Origin of the sequence: uncultured Croceicoccus sp. (genome assembly GCF_947496385.1) — a bacterium.
Classification (GTDB): domain Bacteria; phylum Pseudomonadota; class Alphaproteobacteria; order Sphingomonadales; family Sphingomonadaceae; genus Croceicoccus.
Genome location: NZ_CANMCP010000010.1, coordinates 19,258 through 39,421, shown reverse-complemented (window position 1 = coordinate 39,421; position 20,164 = coordinate 19,258). Strand labels below are relative to the sequence as shown.

The 20,164-nt window shown below is 64.7% G+C and carries 18 protein-coding genes; 14 read left to right on the top strand and 4 right to left on the bottom strand.

Translation table 11 applies throughout. From position 1 onward, the window contains the following. The first annotated feature begins 1 nt into the window (after window position 1). The 10 genes from Q0897_RS13570 to Q0897_RS13525 all read left to right on the top strand — a co-directional run bounded on the left by Q0897_RS13570 (window position 2) and on the right by Q0897_RS13525 (window position 10,217). A complete protein-coding gene (locus tag Q0897_RS13570) occupies window positions 2-808 on the top strand; it encodes an ABC transporter permease (protein WP_299309959.1) in 807 nt (268 codons plus the stop codon). Then, window positions 805-2,202, top strand: a complete 1,398-nt coding sequence (locus Q0897_RS16125; RefSeq protein WP_366519938.1) for an ABC transporter ATP-binding protein — start codon at window positions 805-807, stop codon at window positions 2,200-2,202. Before Q0897_RS13570 ends, Q0897_RS16125 begins: the two co-directional genes overlap by 4 nt. Then, window positions 2,199-3,503 carry a glycosyltransferase family 1 protein gene (locus Q0897_RS13560; RefSeq protein WP_299309958.1) on the top strand — a complete coding sequence of 435 codons (1,305 nt, stop codon included), beginning with the start codon at window positions 2,199-2,201 and terminating at the stop codon, window positions 3,501-3,503. The genes Q0897_RS16125 and Q0897_RS13560 overlap by 4 nt, the downstream gene beginning before the upstream one ends. Next, on the top strand, window positions 3,503-4,663 hold the full coding sequence (locus Q0897_RS13555) for a polysaccharide biosynthesis/export family protein (protein WP_299309957.1): 1,161 nt from the start codon (window positions 3,503-3,505) through the stop codon (window positions 4,661-4,663). The genes Q0897_RS13560 and Q0897_RS13555 overlap by 1 nt, the downstream gene beginning before the upstream one ends. A 13-nt stretch (window positions 4,664-4,676) precedes the next feature. Continuing rightward, on the top strand, window positions 4,677-5,825 hold the full coding sequence (locus tag Q0897_RS13550; protein WP_299309956.1) for a glycosyltransferase family 1 protein: 1,149 nt from the start codon (window positions 4,677-4,679) through the stop codon (window positions 5,823-5,825). Window positions 5,826-5,885: 60 nt separating this feature from the next. Beyond that, on the top strand, window positions 5,886-6,971 hold the full coding sequence (locus Q0897_RS13545; protein WP_299309955.1) for a CDP-alcohol phosphatidyltransferase family protein: 1,086 nt from the start codon (window positions 5,886-5,888) through the stop codon (window positions 6,969-6,971). Between the two features lie 14 nt (window positions 6,972-6,985). Next, window positions 6,986-7,798 (top strand): CDP-alcohol phosphatidyltransferase family protein, encoded by an 813-nt coding sequence (locus tag Q0897_RS13540; RefSeq protein WP_299309954.1) that lies wholly within the window; start codon window positions 6,986-6,988, stop codon window positions 7,796-7,798. A gap of 63 nt (window positions 7,799-7,861) precedes the next feature. Continuing rightward, a complete protein-coding gene (locus Q0897_RS13535; RefSeq protein ID WP_299309953.1) occupies window positions 7,862-8,953 on the top strand; it encodes an inositol-3-phosphate synthase in 1,092 nt (363 codons plus the stop codon). 16 nt (window positions 8,954-8,969) lie between these two features. Beyond that, window positions 8,970-9,704: an NTP transferase domain-containing protein gene (locus Q0897_RS13530; RefSeq protein WP_299309952.1), complete on the top strand. Its 735-nt coding sequence runs from the start codon at window positions 8,970-8,972 to the stop codon at window positions 9,702-9,704. Window positions 9,705-10,097: 393 nt separating this feature from the next. Next, complete coding sequence (locus Q0897_RS13525) at window positions 10,098-10,217, top strand: DDE-type integrase/transposase/recombinase (RefSeq protein WP_366519942.1); 120 nt, start codon at window positions 10,098-10,100, stop codon at window positions 10,215-10,217. Window positions 10,218-10,319: 102 nt separating this feature from the next. Here the strand turns inward: Q0897_RS13525 and Q0897_RS13520 are convergent, their stop codons facing one another. Both Q0897_RS13520 and Q0897_RS13515 read right to left on the bottom strand, forming a co-directional pair. Further along, on the bottom strand, window positions 10,320-10,472 hold the full coding sequence (locus Q0897_RS13520; RefSeq protein WP_299309951.1) for a hypothetical protein: 153 nt from the start codon (window positions 10,470-10,472) through the stop codon (window positions 10,320-10,322). Further along, complete coding sequence (locus Q0897_RS13515) at window positions 10,459-10,629, bottom strand: hypothetical protein (RefSeq protein WP_299309950.1); 171 nt, start codon at window positions 10,627-10,629, stop codon at window positions 10,459-10,461. The genes Q0897_RS13520 and Q0897_RS13515 overlap by 14 nt, the downstream gene beginning before the upstream one ends. Before the next feature lie 214 nt (window positions 10,630-10,843). On the opposite strand from Q0897_RS13515, the gene Q0897_RS13510 reads away from it, so the two are divergent. Further along, entirely contained in the window at window positions 10,844-11,620 is a 777-nt protein-coding gene (locus Q0897_RS13510; protein WP_299309949.1) for a helix-turn-helix transcriptional regulator, read from the top strand. Here Q0897_RS13510 and Q0897_RS13505 read toward each other — a convergent pair. Together Q0897_RS13505 and Q0897_RS13500 are read right to left on the bottom strand one after the other, a co-directional pair. After that, window positions 11,592-14,834, bottom strand: a complete 3,243-nt coding sequence (locus Q0897_RS13505) for an amidohydrolase family protein (protein ID WP_299309948.1) — start codon at window positions 14,832-14,834, stop codon at window positions 11,592-11,594. The genes Q0897_RS13510 and Q0897_RS13505 overlap by 29 nt on opposite strands. A 31-nt stretch (window positions 14,835-14,865) precedes the next feature. Then, window positions 14,866-17,040 carry a TonB-dependent siderophore receptor gene (locus Q0897_RS13500; protein ID WP_299309947.1) on the bottom strand — a complete coding sequence of 725 codons (2,175 nt, stop codon included), beginning with the start codon at window positions 17,038-17,040 and terminating at the stop codon, window positions 14,866-14,868. A gap of 343 nt (window positions 17,041-17,383) precedes the next feature. Between Q0897_RS13500 and Q0897_RS13495 the strand changes: the two genes are divergently transcribed. From Q0897_RS13495 to Q0897_RS13485, 3 genes are read left to right on the top strand one after another with little or no spacing between them, the layout of a single operon-like run. Next, on the top strand, window positions 17,384-18,598 hold the full coding sequence (locus Q0897_RS13495; RefSeq protein WP_299309946.1) for a PepSY-associated TM helix domain-containing protein: 1,215 nt from the start codon (window positions 17,384-17,386) through the stop codon (window positions 18,596-18,598). Beyond that, window positions 18,595-19,554 (top strand): alpha/beta hydrolase, encoded by a 960-nt coding sequence (locus Q0897_RS13490; protein ID WP_299309945.1) that lies wholly within the window; start codon window positions 18,595-18,597, stop codon window positions 19,552-19,554. The genes Q0897_RS13495 and Q0897_RS13490 overlap by 4 nt, the downstream gene beginning before the upstream one ends. After that, window positions 19,551-20,144 carry an FMN-binding negative transcriptional regulator gene (locus Q0897_RS13485; protein WP_299309944.1) on the top strand — a complete coding sequence of 198 codons (594 nt, stop codon included), beginning with the start codon at window positions 19,551-19,553 and terminating at the stop codon, window positions 20,142-20,144. Before Q0897_RS13490 ends, Q0897_RS13485 begins: the two co-directional genes overlap by 4 nt. Window positions 20,145-20,164 lie beyond the last annotated feature (20 nt).

Sequence of the window (20,164 nt, the reverse complement as noted above, 5' to 3'; positions counted from 1 at the left end):
CGTGGCGCCCCCCGTATCCCCGCCATCGTCCCTCGCGCCCGGCAGCTGGCGTGTGCAGGGCCGCGTGCTGAAGGCGTTGCTCCTGCGCGAAATGCTGACCCGCTATGGCCGTCACAATATCGGCTTTCTCTGGCTGTTTGTGGAACCGATGCTGTTCACCTTGGGCGTCGCGGCGCTTTGGACCGCGGCGGAGGCTTATCATGGCAGCGATCTGCCCATCGTCGCCTTTGCGCTCACCGGATATTCCAGCGTGCTTTTGTGGCGCAACATGCCCGGACGCTGCATCGGCGCGTTGTGGAGCAATCTTTCGCTGCTCTATCACCGCAATATTCGCGTGCTCGACATCTATGTGGCGCGTGTCTTGCTCGAATTCGGGGGCGCGACGATCTCGTTCGCGGGGCTGTCCCTGCTCTTCATCACCATCGGTTCGATTGATCCGCCGCGCAATATCCTGGAGGTGGTCGGCGGCTGGCTGCTGATCGCGTGGATCGGGGCGGCCCTCGCAATATTCCTCGGTGCGCTCAGCCATGAAAGCGAGCTGGTGGACAAGCTGTGGCACCCGGCGTCCTATCTCATCTTTCCCCTGTCGGGCGCGGCATTCCTGGTCGATGCGCTTCCGCCGGTGGCGCGCGAATACGTGCTTTACATCCCCATGGTCCACGGGACGGAAATCGTGCGCGAAGGGTTCTTCGGCACGCGCATCACCGCCCATTACGATCTTGGCTACGTGGTGCCGTTCTGCCTTGTGCTGACGCTTCTGGCGTTGATGACCACGCGCTGGGTCGCGCGGCGGGTGGTGCCCGAATGATCCGGCTCGATGACGTGACGAAAATCTACCGCACCCGTTCGGGCGACAATGTCGTGCTCGACAAGGTCGGGTTCGAACTGCGCATGGGGGAGCGTCTCGGCATTCTGGGTCGCAATGGCGCGGGCAAGTCGACGATGGTCCGCCTCATCAGCGGGGCGGAACGGCCCACGGCGGGGCGGATCGAGCGCCAGATGTCGGTATCCTGGCCGCTGGCATTCGGCGGCGCGTTTCAGCCGACCTTGTCCGGCATCGATAATATCCGCTTCATCAGCCGCATCTATGCGCAGGATTTCGAGCGCAATCTGGCGTTCGTGGCGGATTTTTCGGAACTGGGCTCCTATCTGCGCGAGCCGGTGCGGTCCTACTCCTCGGGCATGCGGGCGCGGCTGGCCTTTGCCATTTCCATGATCATCGAGTTCGACTGCTTCCTGATCGACGAGATCGGCGCGGTCGGCGATGCGCGCTTTCACGATCGCTGCAATGACGAGCTTTTTTGCAAGCGGGGCGACCGGGCGATGGTGCTGATTTCCCACGATCCCGGCTATCTGCGCGATCATTGCAACCGGTTCGCCCTTCTTCACGGCGGAAATCTGGCGTTGTTCGACGATTTCGACGTGGCCTATGACCGGTTTCGCGATGTCATCGGTCTCAATACGCCATCGCCGGTCGATCGCGGCGCCGCACCGGACCGTGCCGCCCTTATCGAAGTGGCGCAGCACCGCGCCCTGGCGGATGAGCAATTTCGCATGCTGGTGCGCGACGGCGACTGGGCGCGGGATGCGGGCAGGTGGGAGGAGGCGGAACGCCATTACGCCGCGGCCCTCGCGCTCCACCCGTTTCAGCGTTCCTATTGGGTGCAGCACGCCCACATGGCCAAGGAAAGCGGGGCGTATGCGCGGGCGGAAAACTCGTATCGCACCGCATGCGCGCTCGGCGAACCTGCGGCGGATGTGGAGGCATTCCTGCGCTTTACCGTGGCGCAGGGCGGCGGGGATCCCGATGCCTGGCCGATCCATCCCTATACCAAGGGCGCCGCCAGTGCGCAGGTTCCGGGCCGCGCGGATGCGGAGGCGCTGGCCTGGCTGCTGCGGGGCGAGACTGAACTGTCCGACGATGTGTTGCGCGACCTGCTGCGCCGGCATGGTAGCTGCGATGCGCTGGCCGCCGCGATGGCCGGTGAGGGGCAGAACGCGGCATGGACGGGCGCGCGCCCCGCGCCAACCGGCTTCGTTCACGAGGATGCGATCCGGGTTCTCGCCTTTGCACACTTGCCGCCCGCAACGGGTGAGCAGCGTGTCGAGCAATTGAGCGCGCCGGATGACGATGCACCGGAAACCGCGATGGCCGATGCCTTTCGCGACTGGCCCATGACGCGAAAGGCGTTGGACCGATGAAACATGTTCTGATCGACGGATATAACCTCAGCCTGGAAAAGGGCACCGGGGTGGCGACCTATGCGCGCAACCTGTGCCGCGAGGCGGGGCAACTTGGCCATCGCGTATCGGTTCTTTATGGCAATGGCGCGGCACCGTCGCGCGACCCTTTGTTGCAGGAAATCGCGTTTTTCGACGAACAGTCGCGCGCCCGGCGCAGTGCGCTGCGCGATAGGGCGGCGATCCTGTCCCCCCGGGCGACCCGTGCGACGCGCATTCCCATGAGCGGGCAGGTGCTGCGACGGCAATTCGACGCGCGACTGCCCGCGCACGATACGCTCTATAACGCGGCCGATGTCTTTCGCCGCGCGCATGGCCGTTACCATGCATGGGGGCAATTTACGCCGGTTCGCATGGCGGATGCGCACGACGCGCCCGACATCGCGCACTGGACCTATCCGCTGCCGGTGACGGTGCCGGGGGCGGCCAATATCTACACGCTGCACGACCTGGTGCCGTTGCGGCTGCCCTACACGACGCTTGATGACAAGCGGCGCTATCTCTCGCTCATCCGGCGGATCGCGCGCCGGGCGGACCATATCGTCACGGTGTCTGAATGTTCGCGTCGGGACATCATCGATCTTGCAGGCGTCGCGCCCGATCGCATTACCAACACCTATCAATCGGTCGAGATTCCGGCGCATTATCGCGGCAAGGCCGAAGACGCCGTCGCGCGCGAGGTAGAGGGCGCACTCGATACAGGGTTTAAGGATTATTTCCTGTTCTGGGGCTCGATCGAGCCGAAGAAGAATGTCGGCCGCATGGTCGAGGCCTATCTGGCGAGCGGGGTGACGACGCCGCTGGTCATCGTGGGCGCACGGGCCTGGCGCAGCGAAGAGGAACTGAAACTCCTCGATACGCTGTCGGCCCGCAAGGAGCGCGGCGCAAAGGCCGCACGGCGCGGGCGCATCATACAATTGCCCTACGCACCGTTCAGCCTGCTCATCAGCCTGATCCGCGGGGCGAAGGCGGCATTGTTCCCCTCGCTCTACGAAGGGTTCGGCCTGCCCGTGCTGGAGGCGATGTCGCTGGGCACGCCGGTCTTGTGCTCCGACACCGCATCGCTTCCCGAAGTGGCGGGGGGCGCCGCATGGCAGGTGGACCCCTACGACACCGCGCAAATCGCACAGGGCATTCGCATACTCGACGCCGACGCCGATCTTCGCGCCGAACTGTCGGCGAAAGGCCCGGTGCAGGCGGAGCTGTTCTCGGCCGAACGCTACCGGGTGCGTCTTGCCTCTTTATACGAAAGGGTTTCGTGATGAACCTCCGCGCGCGCGCTGTCGCCGCCTGTCTTCCCATCGTCATCGCCGGGTGTTCGACGCTCGGCGCATCGGGACCGTCGCCGGACGCGATTGTCGAGGCAGGACAAGCCGGCGCCGCAGAGCGCCAGATCGTGGTCGTCCCGCTGGATGAAAACAGCGCGAGGCGCACCGCCGCCTTCGTCGAGGCGCAGCGATTTTCCGACGTGTTCGGCCATGCGCAGCCGGGTGATACGACGATCGGGGTCGGCGACGTTCTCGATATCGCCATATGGGAGGCGCCGCCCGCCACCTTGTTCGGCGTGACCGCGCCCGGCACGCCGATCGGCCGTTCGCCGGGACAGAATGTCGGCATCCCGCAACAGGTCGTGGGCGAGGATGGGGCGATCGCCGTGCCCTTCGTCGGAACCGTGACGGTCCGCGGGCAAACGCCACGCGCAGTCGCGGCGGCGATTGAAAGGCGCCTGGCGGGCAAGGCACACGCGCCACAGGCCGTGGTCAGGATCGTTCAGAACGAAAGCCGCGCGGTGACGGTCATCGGCGAGGTCGGCGCGACCCGGCGGCTGCCCCTGACCGCGCGGGGGGAAACATTGCTCGACGCGATTGCCGCGGCGGGCGGAACCCGGCAACCGGTGGGCAAGATCACCATGCAAATGACGCGCGGCGGACGTACCGCGTCCATGCCGCTCGACACGATCGTTCGCGATCCGGCGCAGAACGTCACGCTGCAGCCGGGCGACGTGCTGACCGCGATCTTTCAGCCCTACAGCTTCATCGCGCTGGGCGCGGTCGGGCAGAATGCGGAAATACCGTTCGAGGGCGGCGGTATATCGCTTGCACAGGCACTCGGCCGGATCGGCGGGCTCAGGGACGAGCGCGCGAATATCCGGGGCGTGTTCCTTTTCCGCATGGAGCAGGCCGGGGCGCTTCCCCCTTCGATCGCGGCGACCGCCCGGCAAACCGCCGAGGGGCGCGTGCCCACGGTCTACCGGCTGAACATGGGCGAGGGTTCGGCCCTGTTCACCGCACAGGATTTCGGCGTGCGCGACGGCGATGTCATCTATGTCTCCAACGCGCCCGCGGTCGATCTGCAGAAATTCCTGAATATCGTGTCGAGCGCGGCCTTCTCCGTCACCGGTATCGGCAGTGCGGTGCCCTGAGGGGGTGAAAAGGGTGCCGGAGATCTGTATCGATTGCCGCTATATCGGCCCGCGACCGAGCGGGATTGCCGAGGTGGTGCGCGGTTTGATCGACCATTTGCCCGCGCTCGCCCCCGATCTTCGGTTTCTGCTGTTGAAAAACGCGGATTATCACGGACGATTGAGCGCGGCGCCCAATACGCGGGAACAGGTCGTGCGCCACCCCGCCAACGGTCCGGCAACGATGTGGTGGCTGCCCCGTGTCGCGAATCTGCGCGGGGTCGATCTGTTCCACGCAACGTTCAACATCATGCCCGCCGGCCTGCGCATGCCCAGCGTCGTCACGGTTCACGACATCATGCGCCTGACCCATCCGGCATGGTGCCGGACGGGGCCGGCCGGCATGGTCGAGCGTGCCTTTTACGGCCATGGCCTGCGCCGTGCGATCCGCCATGCCGCCGGCATCGCCGCGATCAGTGCGGCAACCGCGCATGAAATCGCCGCGTGGCACCCTTCTGCGGCGACACGCACGGCGGTCACGTTGTCGGGCGTCGCGGACCGTTTCCGGCCGCTTTCGCGCGGGGTGGCGCATGCAACGCTCGCCGCCCGGGGCATTGCGGGGCGAGGGCCATTCGTCCTGACCGTGGGGCAGGACGCGCCGTATAAAAATCACGACGGGGCACTGCGCGCCTTTGCCGAAGCATTTCCGCACGATAGCGACATCGAACACGTCATGGTTCAGCGTCAGGGTCCGGGCCGGAACCGGCTGCGGAATCTCGCCATCGCACTGGGCGTGGGGGAACGGGTGCGCTTCCTCGGTACGGTGGACGATGACGCGTTGGTCGCGCTCTATAATGCGGCGAGCGTACTGCTTCATCCCTCCTTTGCCGAGGGTTTCGGCAATCCGGTTGCCGAAGCGATGGCCTGTGGTTGTCCGGTCGTGACCAGCGACGGATCCGCCATGCCGGAGGTCGCAGGCGGTGCGGCGCTGCTGGCCGATCCGCACGATATCGGGGCCATTGCGCGCCGCCTTCGTCAGGTGATCGGCTCGCCATCGCTGGCGGCGCGGATGCGCGATGCAGGGCTGGCGCGGACGCGCGGCATGCGATGGCGCGATTTCGCCGCCGCGAACCTCGCCCTTTATCGCCAGATATTGGCGCGCGCGGGAAATTCGCAAGGCTGATCAAGGGCGGGGGCGGTCTGCTCCGTCTAAGGCCATAGATGGAACTCCGGACAACCGCGCATGGCTGACATCATTCTCACCTTTTCCGGCACGAAGACGGCACAATATCGTGTGGCGGGCCTTCCTGCGGTGGCGCGTGCGCTTAATGAGATCGCGCGGATCGAGGGGTTTGCCGGCACGTGTCGCTGCATCGCTCTGGCCGACCCCGACTGGACGCCGGATCCACACACGCGTGCCGAATGCGCGCGTCTGGCCCCGCAAATCGCGGTGATCTTCGAAGGGTCTGCCGCCGCCGCGATGGGCGGCGACGTCATTGATGGTGAAACGCTGATCATGGCATTGGCGGATGGGTCGGCGGACCGTCAGGCCATGGCGCAGGCGCGATCGCATGCGCTGCAGGGAGCGACGCTTTGCGATCTGCGGCGGGCCGGGCGGCGGATCGTGGCGGCCACGGGGAAGGACGCGGACGGCATCGTTTCGCGCTATCTCAACCGCCCGATATCGCAGGCGATCACCAATCTCCTGCTCCGCATGCCAGGACTGTTGCCGAACCATGCGACCCTGGGCACGGCGTTTCTCGCGCTTTGCATGTTTGCGGCGCTGGTTGGCGGCGGCGAAGCGGGTGTGATCGCCGGGGCCGCGTTGTTTCAGGCGGCATCGGTTTTCGACGGTGTCGATGGCGAGATGGCACGCGCGACCTTTCGCACGTCCAGGCAGGGCGCCACGCTGGACAGCATGGTCGATGCGATGACCAATCTTTCGTTCCTGATCGGGCTGATTTTCGCGGCGCGCAGGGCGGGCGATGTGGAGGCAGCGGTCGCCGGCGGCGTGACGCTCGTCGCGCTCGCCCTCGGGCTCGCCCTGATGGGAGGGCGTGCGCGCGCCAATGGGGAACCGATCAATTTCGACGTCGTGAAAAAGGCGCTGCGCCATGACGGCAAGCCGTCCCTCCTGGTCGAGGCGGCGATCCGCCTGACTATGCGGGATTTTCTTGCGCTGGCGTGCGCGGTCATGGTGCTGGCAGGCTTCATGCACGCGTTGTTGATCGGCGCGGCGGTGGTTGCGCTCGCGTGGCTGGCGGTAACTCTCGGTGTGCTGGTGGCTGGTGTTCGCGCAAGGCCGCGCCAGTCGCGGTCCGCGGCCTGACGATGGGTCTGGCGATGCCTGTCACGGCCCACTGCGACGTTCGCGACCCCCGGATCGAAGAGCCGTCCAATCGCTGGCTCATCCATCCTCTGGGTCGGATGCTGTTGCCGCGCGCGTTACGGGCCGGCCTTTCCGCCAATAGTGTTTCGCTCTTCGGCCTGTTGTTCGGGGCAGCGGCAGCGCTGGCATATGGAATGGGGCGGTCTTCCGTGGCTTTGCTTGCGGGATTGGCGCTCTCAATCTGCTGGCTGGTCATGGACGGGCTGGACGGCATGGTGGCGCGCGCACGCGGAACGCAGAGCGCGGCGGGGCGGCTTCTCGACGGGCTGTGCGATCATGGTGTGTTCGTGATGGTCTATGTCACGCTGGCGCTGCGCCTTGGCACGGGGGAGGGGTGGATGCTGGCAGTCGCGGCCGGTGCCGCCCACGCGATTCAGTCGAACCTTTACGAAGGGGAGCGCGCCCGCTTCCACCGGCGGGCCGAGGGGCGACTGGATCCGCCATCGCCGGCATCCGGTGAAAGCCGCATCCTGCGCCTCTACGACCGGATTTCCACCGCTCCGGATCGCGGGCCTCGTCGCTTTGAAAGCCACCTCGCCGCCGCGACGGATCGGGCCGCCATGATCGCGCTTTATACCGAGGCGGCGACCGGGCCGATGCGGCTGATGTGGTCTCAAACCGCGAATGCGCGCGTATTTGCGATCTTCGTTGCGGCCTCGCTCGGCGATCCGCGGCTCTTCTGGTGGTTCGAGATCGTCCCCCTTTCCCTCGCCGCGGCCGCCGCAATGATCTGGCACCGCGGGATCGAGAGCGCTCTCACGAATTAGGCGGCGGTCGGCGCCATATCGCCGATCCGCCCCGAATGAAAACACCCAAGGACAGGAAGAAAAATGAATAAAATTCGCGTCGCCATCGTCGGTATCGGAAATTGCGCGAGCAGTCTTGTCCAGGGGCTTGAACATTACCGTCGCGGGGCCGGGGATGCGGTCGGGCTGATGCATGCCGAACTCGGCGGTTACCGACCCGAAGATATCGCCATCGTCGCGGCATGGGACATCGACCGCCGCAAGATCGGACGCGATGTCGCCGAAGCGATCGGTGCGAAACCCAACTGTACCGCCGTGTTCTGTGACAACGTACCGCCGACCGGCGCGGTCGTGCGGATGGGCGCAGTGCTCGACGGGGTGGCGGAGCATATGGCGGAGACGGGCGAAGACCGCAGCTTCGTCATCGCCGACGCCGACCAGCCGGATGCGGACGAAGTTGTGGCCGAGTTGAAGGCATCCGGCGCCGAGGTGATGATGAACTACCTGCCGGTAGGGAGCCAGAAAGCGACCGAGTTCTACGCCGAATGCGCCCTGCGCGCGGGCGTTGCCTTCGTGAATGCGATCCCGGTGTTCATCGCCTCCGATCCCGAATGGGCGGCCCGTTTCGAAGAGGCGGGGGTGCCGATCATCGGTGACGATATCAAGGCGCATCTGGGCGCGACCATCGTGCACCGCGTCCTGACCGACCTGTTCGCCAAGCGGGGGGTAACGCTCGACCGAACGTATCAGCTCAATACCGGCGGCAATACCGATTTCCTCAACATGTCCAATCACGGGCGTCTGGCGGACAAGCGGCGTTCCAAGACAGAGGCGGTGCAATCGGTCGCGGCCCGCCCGCTTGCGCACGACGATGTCCATATCGGGCCGTCCGACTACGTGCCGTGGCTGAACGACAACAAGGTGTGTTTCGTGCGGATGGAGGGGCAATTGTTCGGCGGCGTCCCGATGAACCTGGAACTGCGTCTTTCGGTGGAGGATTCGCCCAATAGCGCGGGCGTGGCCATCGACATGATCCGTTGCGCCCGGATCGCGCGGGACCGCGGGCTGAAGGGGGTGATCGACCCGGCTTCGGCCTATTTCTGCAAGCGCCCGCGTACGCAGACGACGGACGACCTCGCGCACGCGGCGCTCGAACGCTTTATCGCCGACGCATGATCGTGCGGTTGCCGCGATGATCCAGACAGGCATCCTGCTGGCGGCCGGCTTCGGAAGCCGTTTGCGCGGTGCCGCCCCGTGCAAGCCGCTGTGTCCGGTCGGGGGCAAGGCGCTGATTGATCATGCGCTCGACGGGATGGAGCAGGCGGGGATCGTGCGGGTGATCGTGGTGGTTGGCCACGAAGCCGATGCCATCCGGCGGCATCTTTCCGGGCGCCATCGCGGCCCGTGGGTGGAGGTGGTGCCGACGCCCGACCCCGCCTTGCCCAATGGCGTGTCGGTTCTGGCGGCAGAGAAGGCGCTGGCGGGGCAGGATGGCGTGCTCGCCATGTGCGATCACCTCGTCGTGCCCGAATTATACGCGCGCATGGCCCGGCGCGGTGCCGGGGGCGGCGCATGCCTCGCGGTCGATCGGCGGCTCGACCATCCCTGGATCGACAGGGATGATGTCACATGCGTGCGGACGCATGCGGGCATGATCACCGATATTGGCAAGGGCCTGAGCGAGCCCGATTGCTACGACATGGGGGTGTTCGCCATTGCGGAGGGCGTCTTCGATGCGTTGCGGACGCAGAGCGCCCCTTCGCTGAGCGATGGCATGCGTGCCCTTGGCCGGCAGGGGCTGGCATCCACCCTCGATTGCAGCGATCTCGACTGGATCGACGTCGACGATCCGACAGCACTGCACACGGCGGAAACATGGTGGAATAGCGCGCGCCACCAATTCGGGCGGGACGAGCGGGTCGCATGAAACTGACGTGCTCGCCGGAAATGTGACCGGTTCTTGGAATAGGTCGAAGCAACGGGGGCGGACTAGAATGACGCGAAGGAGGCCTGGGGTACTGTCAGAAGGATTGTACCGCTGGCAAAGGCCGCGGTGCAGGGTAGGGGGGGAGAATGTCTCTAGCGAAGAGACCCGCCAGCCCGTTCCGGTATTTCCATTCTTCGCCCGAGGTGATCCGCCTGGTCCTGATGATGTAAGTGCGTTTACCGCTGTCTTTGCGAAGGGCGAAGATCGACTGTCGGAACGCGAGATGGTGGGGTTGTGGTAGAACAGTTTCGGTCCAATGTTTGCGGCGGATATTCGTCGCCAGGCGGTGAGACGAATGCGCGGTTTTCGCCATTGGAACTGGCATTTGGAGAAATGTACGTCCGCGTAAACGGTGAGATGCTGTATTTGTGGCGCGCCGTCGGTCACGAAGCTGAGGCGCTCGAAAGATGCGTCGCCAAACAAAGGAGAAGGCACCCGTCCTGCGTTTCATGAAGAAGGTTCTGAAACGTCACGGTTCGCCGGAGGTCATAACTGCAAAACGGAGAGCGTTTTGACTTCGACTGACAGCTCTCGACTGCCAGCTTCATGCTATGCTCAACCCGCGGGCCTTTTCCATTGCTGCAGACCAAACGCTAACGCGGCGCACGCCCAACCAAAGTGTTCCGGCGTCCCCTCGGCCTTGTATTTGACCACGGTGTTTCGGCTAATGCCGAGCAGGCGCGCGGTCGCTGCATCACTCAGTTCCATGTGCGCGAGCCATGCGGTAAAATCCTCGCCAGTCATTGAAATAAAAATTCCCTTCGGTAATCGACAATCGTCGGATTAGGGTGATAGTCGGTTCAGCAATACTTGCCATCAGTCCGGCGATATCCGCAAGAACGAAGAGCAAATCGAGGTTTGTCATCTCTCCTTTGCCTTGGGTCAGGCGCTTGCCGGCCCTCCCGGCCTATTCTTTAGGCGAGCAAGATTTTGGGAAGGTTTCGCGCATACGTTTCACCGGAAACTACTTATTCTAGCATCTATTCGACTGGTGTGAATTCGAAATCCTTATTCAATTGCACGATTGACTATTGCACATCATACGCGGAACCTTGGTGGCAAGACGACGCGCGAGGGTCATGAAACATTCCGCCGACTATCCGCTGGCCACGAGGCCGATCATGGGGTTCGCCGACGCATATCCCGCCGGTATGCGCGATCCGCCGCATAGCCATCCGCGTTCGCAGCTGACCTATTCCAGTGCGGGCGTGATGATGATCGGCGCGGCGGAGGCGGTCTTCATGCTTCCGCCCCGCCGCGCCATCTGGATCCCGGCGCATCTGGTGCACGAGGTGCAGTGCCGCGGGCCCGTATCGGCCTACACGCTGTATATCGATCCGGCGCTCGATCCCAATCCGCAAACGGCACGCGTGATCGAGGTGAGCGACCTCGTGCGCGCGCTGGTGTTCGAGGTCGGTCATTTCCACCCTGCCTATGACATGGAAGGGCGCGAAGGGACGATTGCCAGCCTGCTCCTGTCCGAAATCAGGCGGATGGCGGTGACCCCCAGCGATCTTCCGATGCCGCGCGATCCGCGCCTGCTGCGCGTGTGTCATGCATTGATGGACGACCCCGCGGATCAGCGCGACCTTGACGAATGGGCGTCGCTTGCCGCGATGGGGCGGCGCACCTTCACCCGCGCATTCCGGCGCGAAACGGGTGCTGGCCTCGCGACATGGCGGCAGCAGGTACGCCTGATGGCCGCAATTCCGATGATCGAGGCCGGCAAGCCCGTCGCAATCGTCGCCTATGAGGTGGGGTACGAAAGCCCCAGCGCCTTTACGGCGACGTTCCATCGCGTATTCGGCATGCCGCCCAGCGCCTTCATCAATCAGCCGCACGACCGGCAGGCGTGAACCAGAACGCCGGGGCAGGCGCCTTCTCCGGCCAGACCTGCGCCAACGTGCCGCCCTCGTAAAGCCGGCCGCCCTTCATCACCTGCTCGATGGTCAGCGTATTGGCGATGTCGATGCGCGGATCGGCCGAAAGGATGACGAGATCGGCCAGCTTTCCCGTTTCGATCGAGCCGAGGTCCGCCGCCCGGCCAATCGCCTTTGCGCCATTGATGGTTGCCGCCGTCAGGATTTCCGCCGGCGTCCAGCCGCCCATCTGATGCGCCTGCATTTCCCAATGGGTGCCGAGCCCGGGCACTTCGCCATGCGCGCCGATGGCGACGAGGCCGCCCGCGCGAAAAACCCGTGCCGCGCTGGCGGCGGTGCGGGGGAAGGCATAGCCCGCCGGATCGGTCCATTCGCGCTGCCAGAATTTCTGGTCACGGAACCATGGTGGGGCGAGGCGGGCATATTTCGGATCGCCATGCGGCGCGTCGCGGGCAATGAAGAAATCCTGAGCCGGATAGCCGCCATGCGTAATCTGCAAGGTCAGGTCATAGCTGGTGCCGCTGCGCGCGAGCAGCTGCGTCACATCGTCATAAAGCACCGGCGGCGGGATCGCATGCTCGTTCCCCGAATAGCCATCGAGAATGTGCGTAAGGTCGAGCTTCATGGCCAGCGCGCCTTCGGCAGTCGGCTGAAGCCCCAGATCGGCCGCTTCCTCGGCGATCCATTGGCGCACCATGCGATTGCCGCTGCGATACATCTTGATATTCGAAAGCCGGTAGTGATCGCGGTACCGGCGCAGGATATCGCGCACGTCCCCACGCGAACGGAAGTCGTTGAACGCAAAGATCGCGGTCCCGGTCGAAAATATGCGCGAGCCGAGCGCCAGCCCGGCGTCGAGCGCATCTTGATAGGCCAGCATGTCGACCGTGAGTGTCGAAGGGTCGAAGGCGGTCGTCACGCCATAGGCGAGATTGGCCGCAGGGCCCCACGGTTCGAAATCGAGGATATCCCGGCGAATGTCGGCGACATGGTCGTGCACGTCGATGAACCCCGGCACGACAAAACGGCCCGCCATGTCGCGGCGCGCGGTCCCTTCCGGCACGCGGATCGTCCCGGACGGGCCAATCTGTGCGATGCGGTCGTTCTCGATCAATATGTCCGCGTTTTCGATCGTGCCTCGCGGGCCTTGCGTGATGGCCGTCGCACCGGTCAGCAACAGGCGACCTTGCGGAACGTCGCGCGGCAAGACGACCTCGGCCTTTACCAAGGCGATGTCCGGGCTGCTTGGTGACATGCTGAAGACGGTGGAGCCGACCGACCAATATGCCGTCGTTCCCGCCGCGCCCCAGCCAAAGAAATCAGCGCCCACGTCGCTCAGCTGGCGATGGCCGCCGGTATCGGACAAGGACACCACGCGGTCCCCGGCAGAGGGCACCTCGACCAGATGCAATTGCTGCGCGATCTGGGCGAGGGCGAGGCTGCCGTCGGGGCTGACGCGGATGTCGTCGGCCTCGGCCGCGCCTTGCGCGAAATACCAGTTCGGACCGGTAACCCCGATGATCTTCGCGCCCGTGTCGACGCGATAGACCCCGTCGGGCCGGTTGAGCAGCAAGATCCCATCGGCGAGGAAATGCGGCGTTCCGCCCATGTCGCCCTCGGCCAGAATCTCGTTCTCCGCACCGCCCGGCCCCAGACGTACGAGCCGTGCCTGCCGGAACTGCCCGAACTCGACATAGCGGGCGAGGCGGTCGGCGGTGGGCGACTGGATCGTCACGATGCTGCCGTCCGGTGCTTCGACCGGATGGGTATAGAATGCGTCCTCCTGCGTGAGGCGCTCGGCCTTGCGGCTGTCCAGATCGGACCGCCAGACGTGGCCACCATCGGCCGCGGTCCATGTCACGAAGAGCAGACCCTTTCCATCCCGGGTCCACGATGGATGGAATTGCGGGGGCAGTCCCGGTGCGACGGGTTCGGCATCCCCGCCCGATGCCGGCATGGTATAAAGCGTGCCCAGTGCGGAGAAGGCGAGCGTCGATCCATCGGGCGAGAGGGCCGGGTGCTGAATGATGCGGGCATGCACGGGGCCGGTTTCCACGCGCACGGGCTCGCGCGTCAACGGCCCCAGTCCGGCCTTCACCTCGGCGCGGAAGGGGATCGTCTCCAGCGATCCGGTCGCAAGGGTCATCCGCCGCAGCTTGCCGCCCTTGCTGAAGATGATTGCGGCATCGTCGGGCGTGAAAGCCACGCGGGGCGCAATATCGCTCCAGAAGGACGCCTGCAGCGCATCGGGATCCAGCGCCACGAGATCGCGTTCGCGCCCGGTCGTGAGGTCATGGAGCCGCAGCCATGTCTCCCCGGTGCGGCGCTGCACATAGGCCAGCGTTTTGCCGTCGTGCGAAAGGGCGGGGCGAAAGGCGCTGGATTGCACCTTGCCCAGCCGGATGTCGCCCACCGCCTTGACCAGCAGCTCCTCGCGCCCGTTGGCGAGATCGCGGCGGACGATGCGCCATTCGACAGGCGCGGCCAGGTCCAGATCGCCTTCGCGCAGCGCATAGATCAGCGCGCCATCCGCGGTCGCTACGGCGCCCAGCGCGTGCCGCGTCGTGCCGTCCACCTCGGTCGGTATGACGACATGGCCAATGCCGTCGCCGTTCAGCGGAATTCCCCACAATTCATAGGCGTTCCGGTCCGGCCAGAAGCGCGAGACATGGATGGCGCGGCCATCTGCGCTCCACGAAGGGGAGGTGAACACAGGGTCGCCCCCGTGGAACGAGACCTGACGCGCCTCGCTACCGTCGGTCCGCATGATCCACAGGTTTTCAGGGCCGGAGCGATCGGACAGGAAGGCGATCCATCGTCCGTCGGGAGAGAAGACCGGCTGCGTGTCCATGGCCATGCCGCGCGTGATGGCGCGTGCCGTCCCGCCGGTGCTGGGCAGGGTGTATATATCGCCCAGCATGGCGAACACAATCGTGCGCCCGTCTGGCGACAATGCGGGCTGAAGTGCGGTGCCTTCTTCCACCGTGAAGGCGATCTCCCGCTCCGGTGCGAGTGGGAGTGTCGCACCGGCTTCGGCGCGGGGGATCGGCGGCAGGCCGGATGGCGTGGGAGGCAGGGCGCCGGCCCCCCCATCGCCCTGTGTGCGTCCCATCGCATCGGCATCGGGCGTCGCCGTCCACAGCAGGAGGACGCTGGCGATTGCGCCGGCCAGCCGTCCTGCATCCATCATTCCACCTCCTTCAAAGCCGGAACTTGTCCGTTCAGAACTTGTACGTCGCCGTCGCGATCACCTGCCGCCCCGCGCCGAAATTGCAATTGTTCGCATCGGCGCAGCGCGCCACATAGCGCTTGTCGAAGATGTTCGAACCGTTGATCGCAAGGCGCCAGTTCGGCAAGTCATAGTGCAGCATGGCATCGAACAGGGTGGCTTCGCCCGTTTCGAAAACGATCGGGTTGAACGGCCCCGGCAGGCTGCCGGCTCCATCGCTGTTATAGCGCACGCCCGCGCCAAAGCCAAAGCCTGCAAGCGAGCCGCGCTGAAACGTGTAGTCGGCCAGCAGCGATGCCTTGTGCCTCGGCGTGACCGGAAGCGCCGCGCCCACTTCCTGCGGCGTCTCGCTCGCCACGACCTCGGTATCGGTATAGGAATAGGACCCGTTGATCGCGAGCTGGTTGCGGATACGGGCCACGAACTCAAGCTCGCCGCCTTGCACCTTGACCTCGCCCGACTGCGTCGAACCGACCGGCGCGGACACCGGGGAATAGACCGCGCTTGTGACGTTGTTCTGCCGGATGTCGAACAGGGCCGCCGTCAGCAGCAGGTCGATCCCTTCGCCCAGGCCGCGCGCATCATATTTCACGCCGCCTTCCCATTGTTCGCCCGTGGTCGGCTTCAACGGATCGCCCGCGATGTCGACGCCCAGCACCGGCTCGAACGAGGTGCCGTAGCTGATATAGGGGACAACGCCCGCGTCGGTCACATAGGACACGCCCGCGCGCCAGGTGAACTCGTCCTGCTTGCCCTCGGTGCCAAAGCTGGTGCGATCGACCCAGTCGTTGCGGCCCGACAGCAAGACGCGCAGCCCGCCGATCGCGATCTGGTCCTGCGCGTAAAGACCCGTCTGTTTCAACGTCTGATCGGTGAACACCGTGTCGAGCGGCGGGGTCACGAAGCCTGCCGGCAGACCGTATTGCGGGTCGTAGATATTGATCGGATCGGGCACGCTCGCACCGCTGGGGCAGAAGAACGGGCTGCAGAAACCGAAGGACGCATCATTGTCGACATCACGGTAATCGACGCCGACAAGGAAATTGTGCTCGATCCCGCCGGTGTCGAACTTGCCATGAAAACGCCCGTCGATGGTGAGCGAGGTCACGTCTTCCTGATAGGGATAGCTGTTGCGATAGACCGTATCCATGGCCGCATCGGTGAAACCGGCGGCATAGATCACGCGCTGTTCCTCCGCATATTTGGCATAGCGGCCATTCACCGTTAGGCCCATGTCGGGGCCGAGGTCCTGTTCGAATTCGAAGCCGGCGCCCCATTGCTTGCGCTCGTACCGGTTGTAGTCCGGCTCGCCCAGATTGACGCTGCGCGGCAGCTTGCCGTTCGGATTGTCGAGCAGCGTGCCCGCCGCGGGCAGGAAGCCGTTGGTATCGCCGTTCACCTCGTCATACTGGTAATAGGCAAGGCCGGTCAGCCGCGTATCGGGTCCGATATGCCAGGTCGCGGCGGGCGCGGCATAGATGCGCTGCGCATCGACGAAATCGCGTTCCGCCCCGCGGTCGCGGATCATGACCGTGGCCCGCAGGTCGAGCGCATCCGAAGCAGGGCCGGTGACGGTCATGCCCAATTGCTTGTAATCGTCGGTCCCGTACATGGCGGAAATCTCGCCATCGAAGACGCTCTTGGGCCGGCGGCTGGTCTGATTATAGATGCCGCCCGGAGGCGCCGAGCCGTAGAGCACCGACGCAGGGCCCTTCAGGATCTCCAGGCTTTCGAACGCATAGAGGTCGATGCCGTTGGAATAGATCGTACTCGTCACCGGCGTGGCGAGGCCGTCGACGAACTGCTTGGGCGGAAAGCCGCGGATCTGGATGAAATCGAACCGCAAATCGGGGCCGTAATTCTCGCCCGTGGCGCCCGCGACGTAGCGGACGGCCTGCTGCGCATCGATGAAGTTCAGAAGGTCGATCTGGTCGCGGCTGACCACGCTGATCGACTGCGGGGTTTCGACGAGCGGAATATCGCTCTTCGTCGCGGTCAGCCTGCCTTGCGGAACATAGCGTTCCGAGGTGACGATGATGACGCGTTCGCCATTTTCGCTTGTCTCGATGGTTTCCACCCCGCGATCCTGTGCGGAGGACGAATGGGCCGGACACAGCATGGCAAGGGCCAGCGCCGTTCCGGAGAAGAGACGTGAAGCATGCGACATCGAAGTGATCCCCTTTGGCAAAAATTGCGCGCCCGATGACCCCCGCGGACGCAAATTGATATTGCAGGGGCAGCATAGGCACCGTTTCGATCAGGCCGGTTTCGTGGATGGGCCATCCATCATCGCGAATTGGCCACCAAGGCACGTTTGCTGCAAAACTGTGACGCCATCGCCATAGCTAATATTGCGAGACGTTTGCAATACAGCGCGTTATGACCCATGCGCGATAAAGAGCGGCCCGCCCGGATGTCGCGCGTGCGGTGTTTGGGACATAGGATCGAATTGGCCGGCCGGACGGGCGCCGCACAACGGGGCGGCGCCGCTAATGAGGAGGGGATGGTCCATGCGCGCCTTTTTGCTGCTGCTGCATCGCTATTGCGGGCTCATCAGCCTCGCGTTTCTCGCCGTGGCCGGATTGACGGGCAGCCTGCTGGTGTTTCGGGCACCGCTCGACCATGCGCTCAATTCCGATCTCTTCTCTGTCTCGAACCCGGTCGCATCGACGCCGTTTGATACCGTGGCCGCAATCGACGCGTTTCAGGCGGCCCATCCTGGCCTGCAAGTGACCGCTTTCCGGCTTCGCAGTGACGCCAACCGATCCATCGCGGCCGAGCTGTCCGCGAGGCCGGGCGCCATCGCCCCGGCCTTTGACGAGGTTTTTTTGAACCCCGCGGACGGATCGGTCATCGGGGGCAGGGAAACCGGACCGGGCATCGGTCCTCGCAATTTCGTGGCCGGGGTCGCGGATCTGCATTTCGAATTGCTGGCCGGCACGCCGGGACGCTTGTTTCTGGGTGCAATCGCGGTGCTCTGGCTGCTGTCGATCATCGCGGGGCTGGTGCTGACCACGCCCGAGAAGGGGCCGTTCTGGAAGAAATGGTGGCGCAACTGGCAATTTCGCCGCTCCAGTGCGATCCCGCGTCTTCTGCTCGATCTCCACAGGGCGAGCGGCTTGTGGCTGCTTCCGTTTCTGGTCCTGCTGGCCCTGACCTCGATCGCGTTCAATTTCTGGAGCGAGGCGTACGAGCCTGCCGTGACGGCCGTTTCCCCGCTCGAGCATGATCTGTTCGACCAGGACGCGCCGTTTCCGCAGGGCACCGTTCCCCGCCTTTCGTTCTCGGATGTCCTTCCGCAGGCAGAGGCCCATGCCGAAGCGATCGGCCTCGACTGGGAGCCGGCGCGGATGCTCTACCTGCCGCAGTGGAACCTGTACGGGGTCAAGTTTTCGCCCCATGGCGAACTCAGCTATCGGCAGCTTGGCCCGGTCGATCATTATTTCGACGGCGATACCGGCGAATGGCGGCACCAAGTCGATCCCTATTCCGACAGCGCGGGCCTTGCGATGATCCGCGTGGTCTATCCACTTCACAGCGGCGAGATCTTCGGCTTTGCCTCTCTGGCGCTGGTTTTCGTACTGGGTCTCGTGACCTTTGGGCAGTCGGTCACGGGGCTCTATATCTGGTGGAAGAAACGGTCTTCCCGCGTTGCGCGACGCAAGGCCGCGAAGCCATCAAAGAGCAGCCCGCCAATATATGCGGAAGCCGGGAAGGGCGCATGACACAAAGCCAGACCATCACGCCGGGCGATGACATCGATCCCGAAATCCGCCGCTTCGTTCGTGCGGTGAATGCGGAATATGACCGGCTGACCAAGGGCGGGGAGACCATTGCCGAGCGCCGGGCCATTGCCGAGCAGGTCAGGCAGCCATGGCGCAGCGGCGGTCCGCAGATGGCCGAAACGATCGAGATCGGGGCGCAGGATGCAAGCGCGCCGCTCAGAATCTATCGCCCGCTGACGGGCCGGCCGCTCCCGGCGCTGATCTATCTGCATGGGGGCGGGTGGACCAGTTTCAGCCTCGACACGCATGACAGGTTGATGCGCGAATATGCGGCCCACAGCGGCGCAGCGGTCATTGGTGTCGACTACAGCCTGTCACCCGAAGTGCGCTTCCCCGTCGCACTTGACGAGATCGGCGCGGCGGTCGGATGGCTCGAAACGCATGGCGCGAATTACGGAATAGAGATGACCGATGCCATCGTCGGCGGCGATAGTGCGGGCGCGAATCTCGCGCTGGCGACGGCGATGCGGATGCGCGATGCGGGGCGGTCGCCTTTTGGCGGATTGATCCTCAACTATGGCGCGTTCGACGAACGGTTGCGCGATAGCCACAGCCGCTACGGCGGTCCCGAATATATGCTGACCGCCGACGAGATGGACTGGTTCTGGCGCAATTACCGGGGCGATGACCGCGCGCCGCATCCCCTTGCCACGCCGCTCAACGGCAATTTCGCCGACCTGCCTCCGGCATTCTTCTGCGTCGCGCAGTGCGACATACTCGCCGATGAGAACCGCGAAACCGCGTCGCGAATGGCGCAGGCCGGCGTCGATGTCGCACTCCATGTCTATGAAGGCGCGACGCACAGCTTTCTCGAAGCGGTCAGCATATCGGCACTGGCGCGGGAGGCCATTGCGGATGCCGCCGGCTGGATGCGGTCGATCTGGCGGCCTGGATGAGTGCGCTCTTCTCCGCCGATGACGGCGCCGTGCGCGGTTTGCTCGATCAGATGCCGCTTTGCTGGATCGTGCCGCACGCCAGTCCGGCAGCCGCCTTGCTCATGCCCGTCGTCGCGGAGGGGAATGACGCGGAAGCGCCGATGACGCTCCTCGGCCACCTTCCATTGCGGGTCCCGGCGGTGGAGATCCTCGCACGCGAACCGCTTGCCTCGTTCCTTTTCCTGGGGCCGAATGCCTATGTCCCGCCGGACATAGTGGGCCGCGACGACTGGGCACCGACGTGGAACTTTGCATCGGCGCGGCTGACCGGTACGGTCGAGATGGATGCGGATTTGACGGAACGGTCGGTCGCGGTCCTCACGCGGCTGATGGAGGGCGCGGACGGCTGGACAATGGATCGGATGGGGGCGCGTGCTGACCTGCTTTTGACGAAGATCATCGGCTTTCGGGTAAAAATCGGGGAAAGCGTGCCGTTCTTCAAGCTGGGGCAGGATGAGAGGCCGTCCGACTACGCCCGCATACGACGCCATTTCGGAAACGGCGCCCTGGGCCGGTGGATGGACCGCCTCGTCAAAAGGAAAGCCGAATGACGATCCGGGAGCGAAATGAG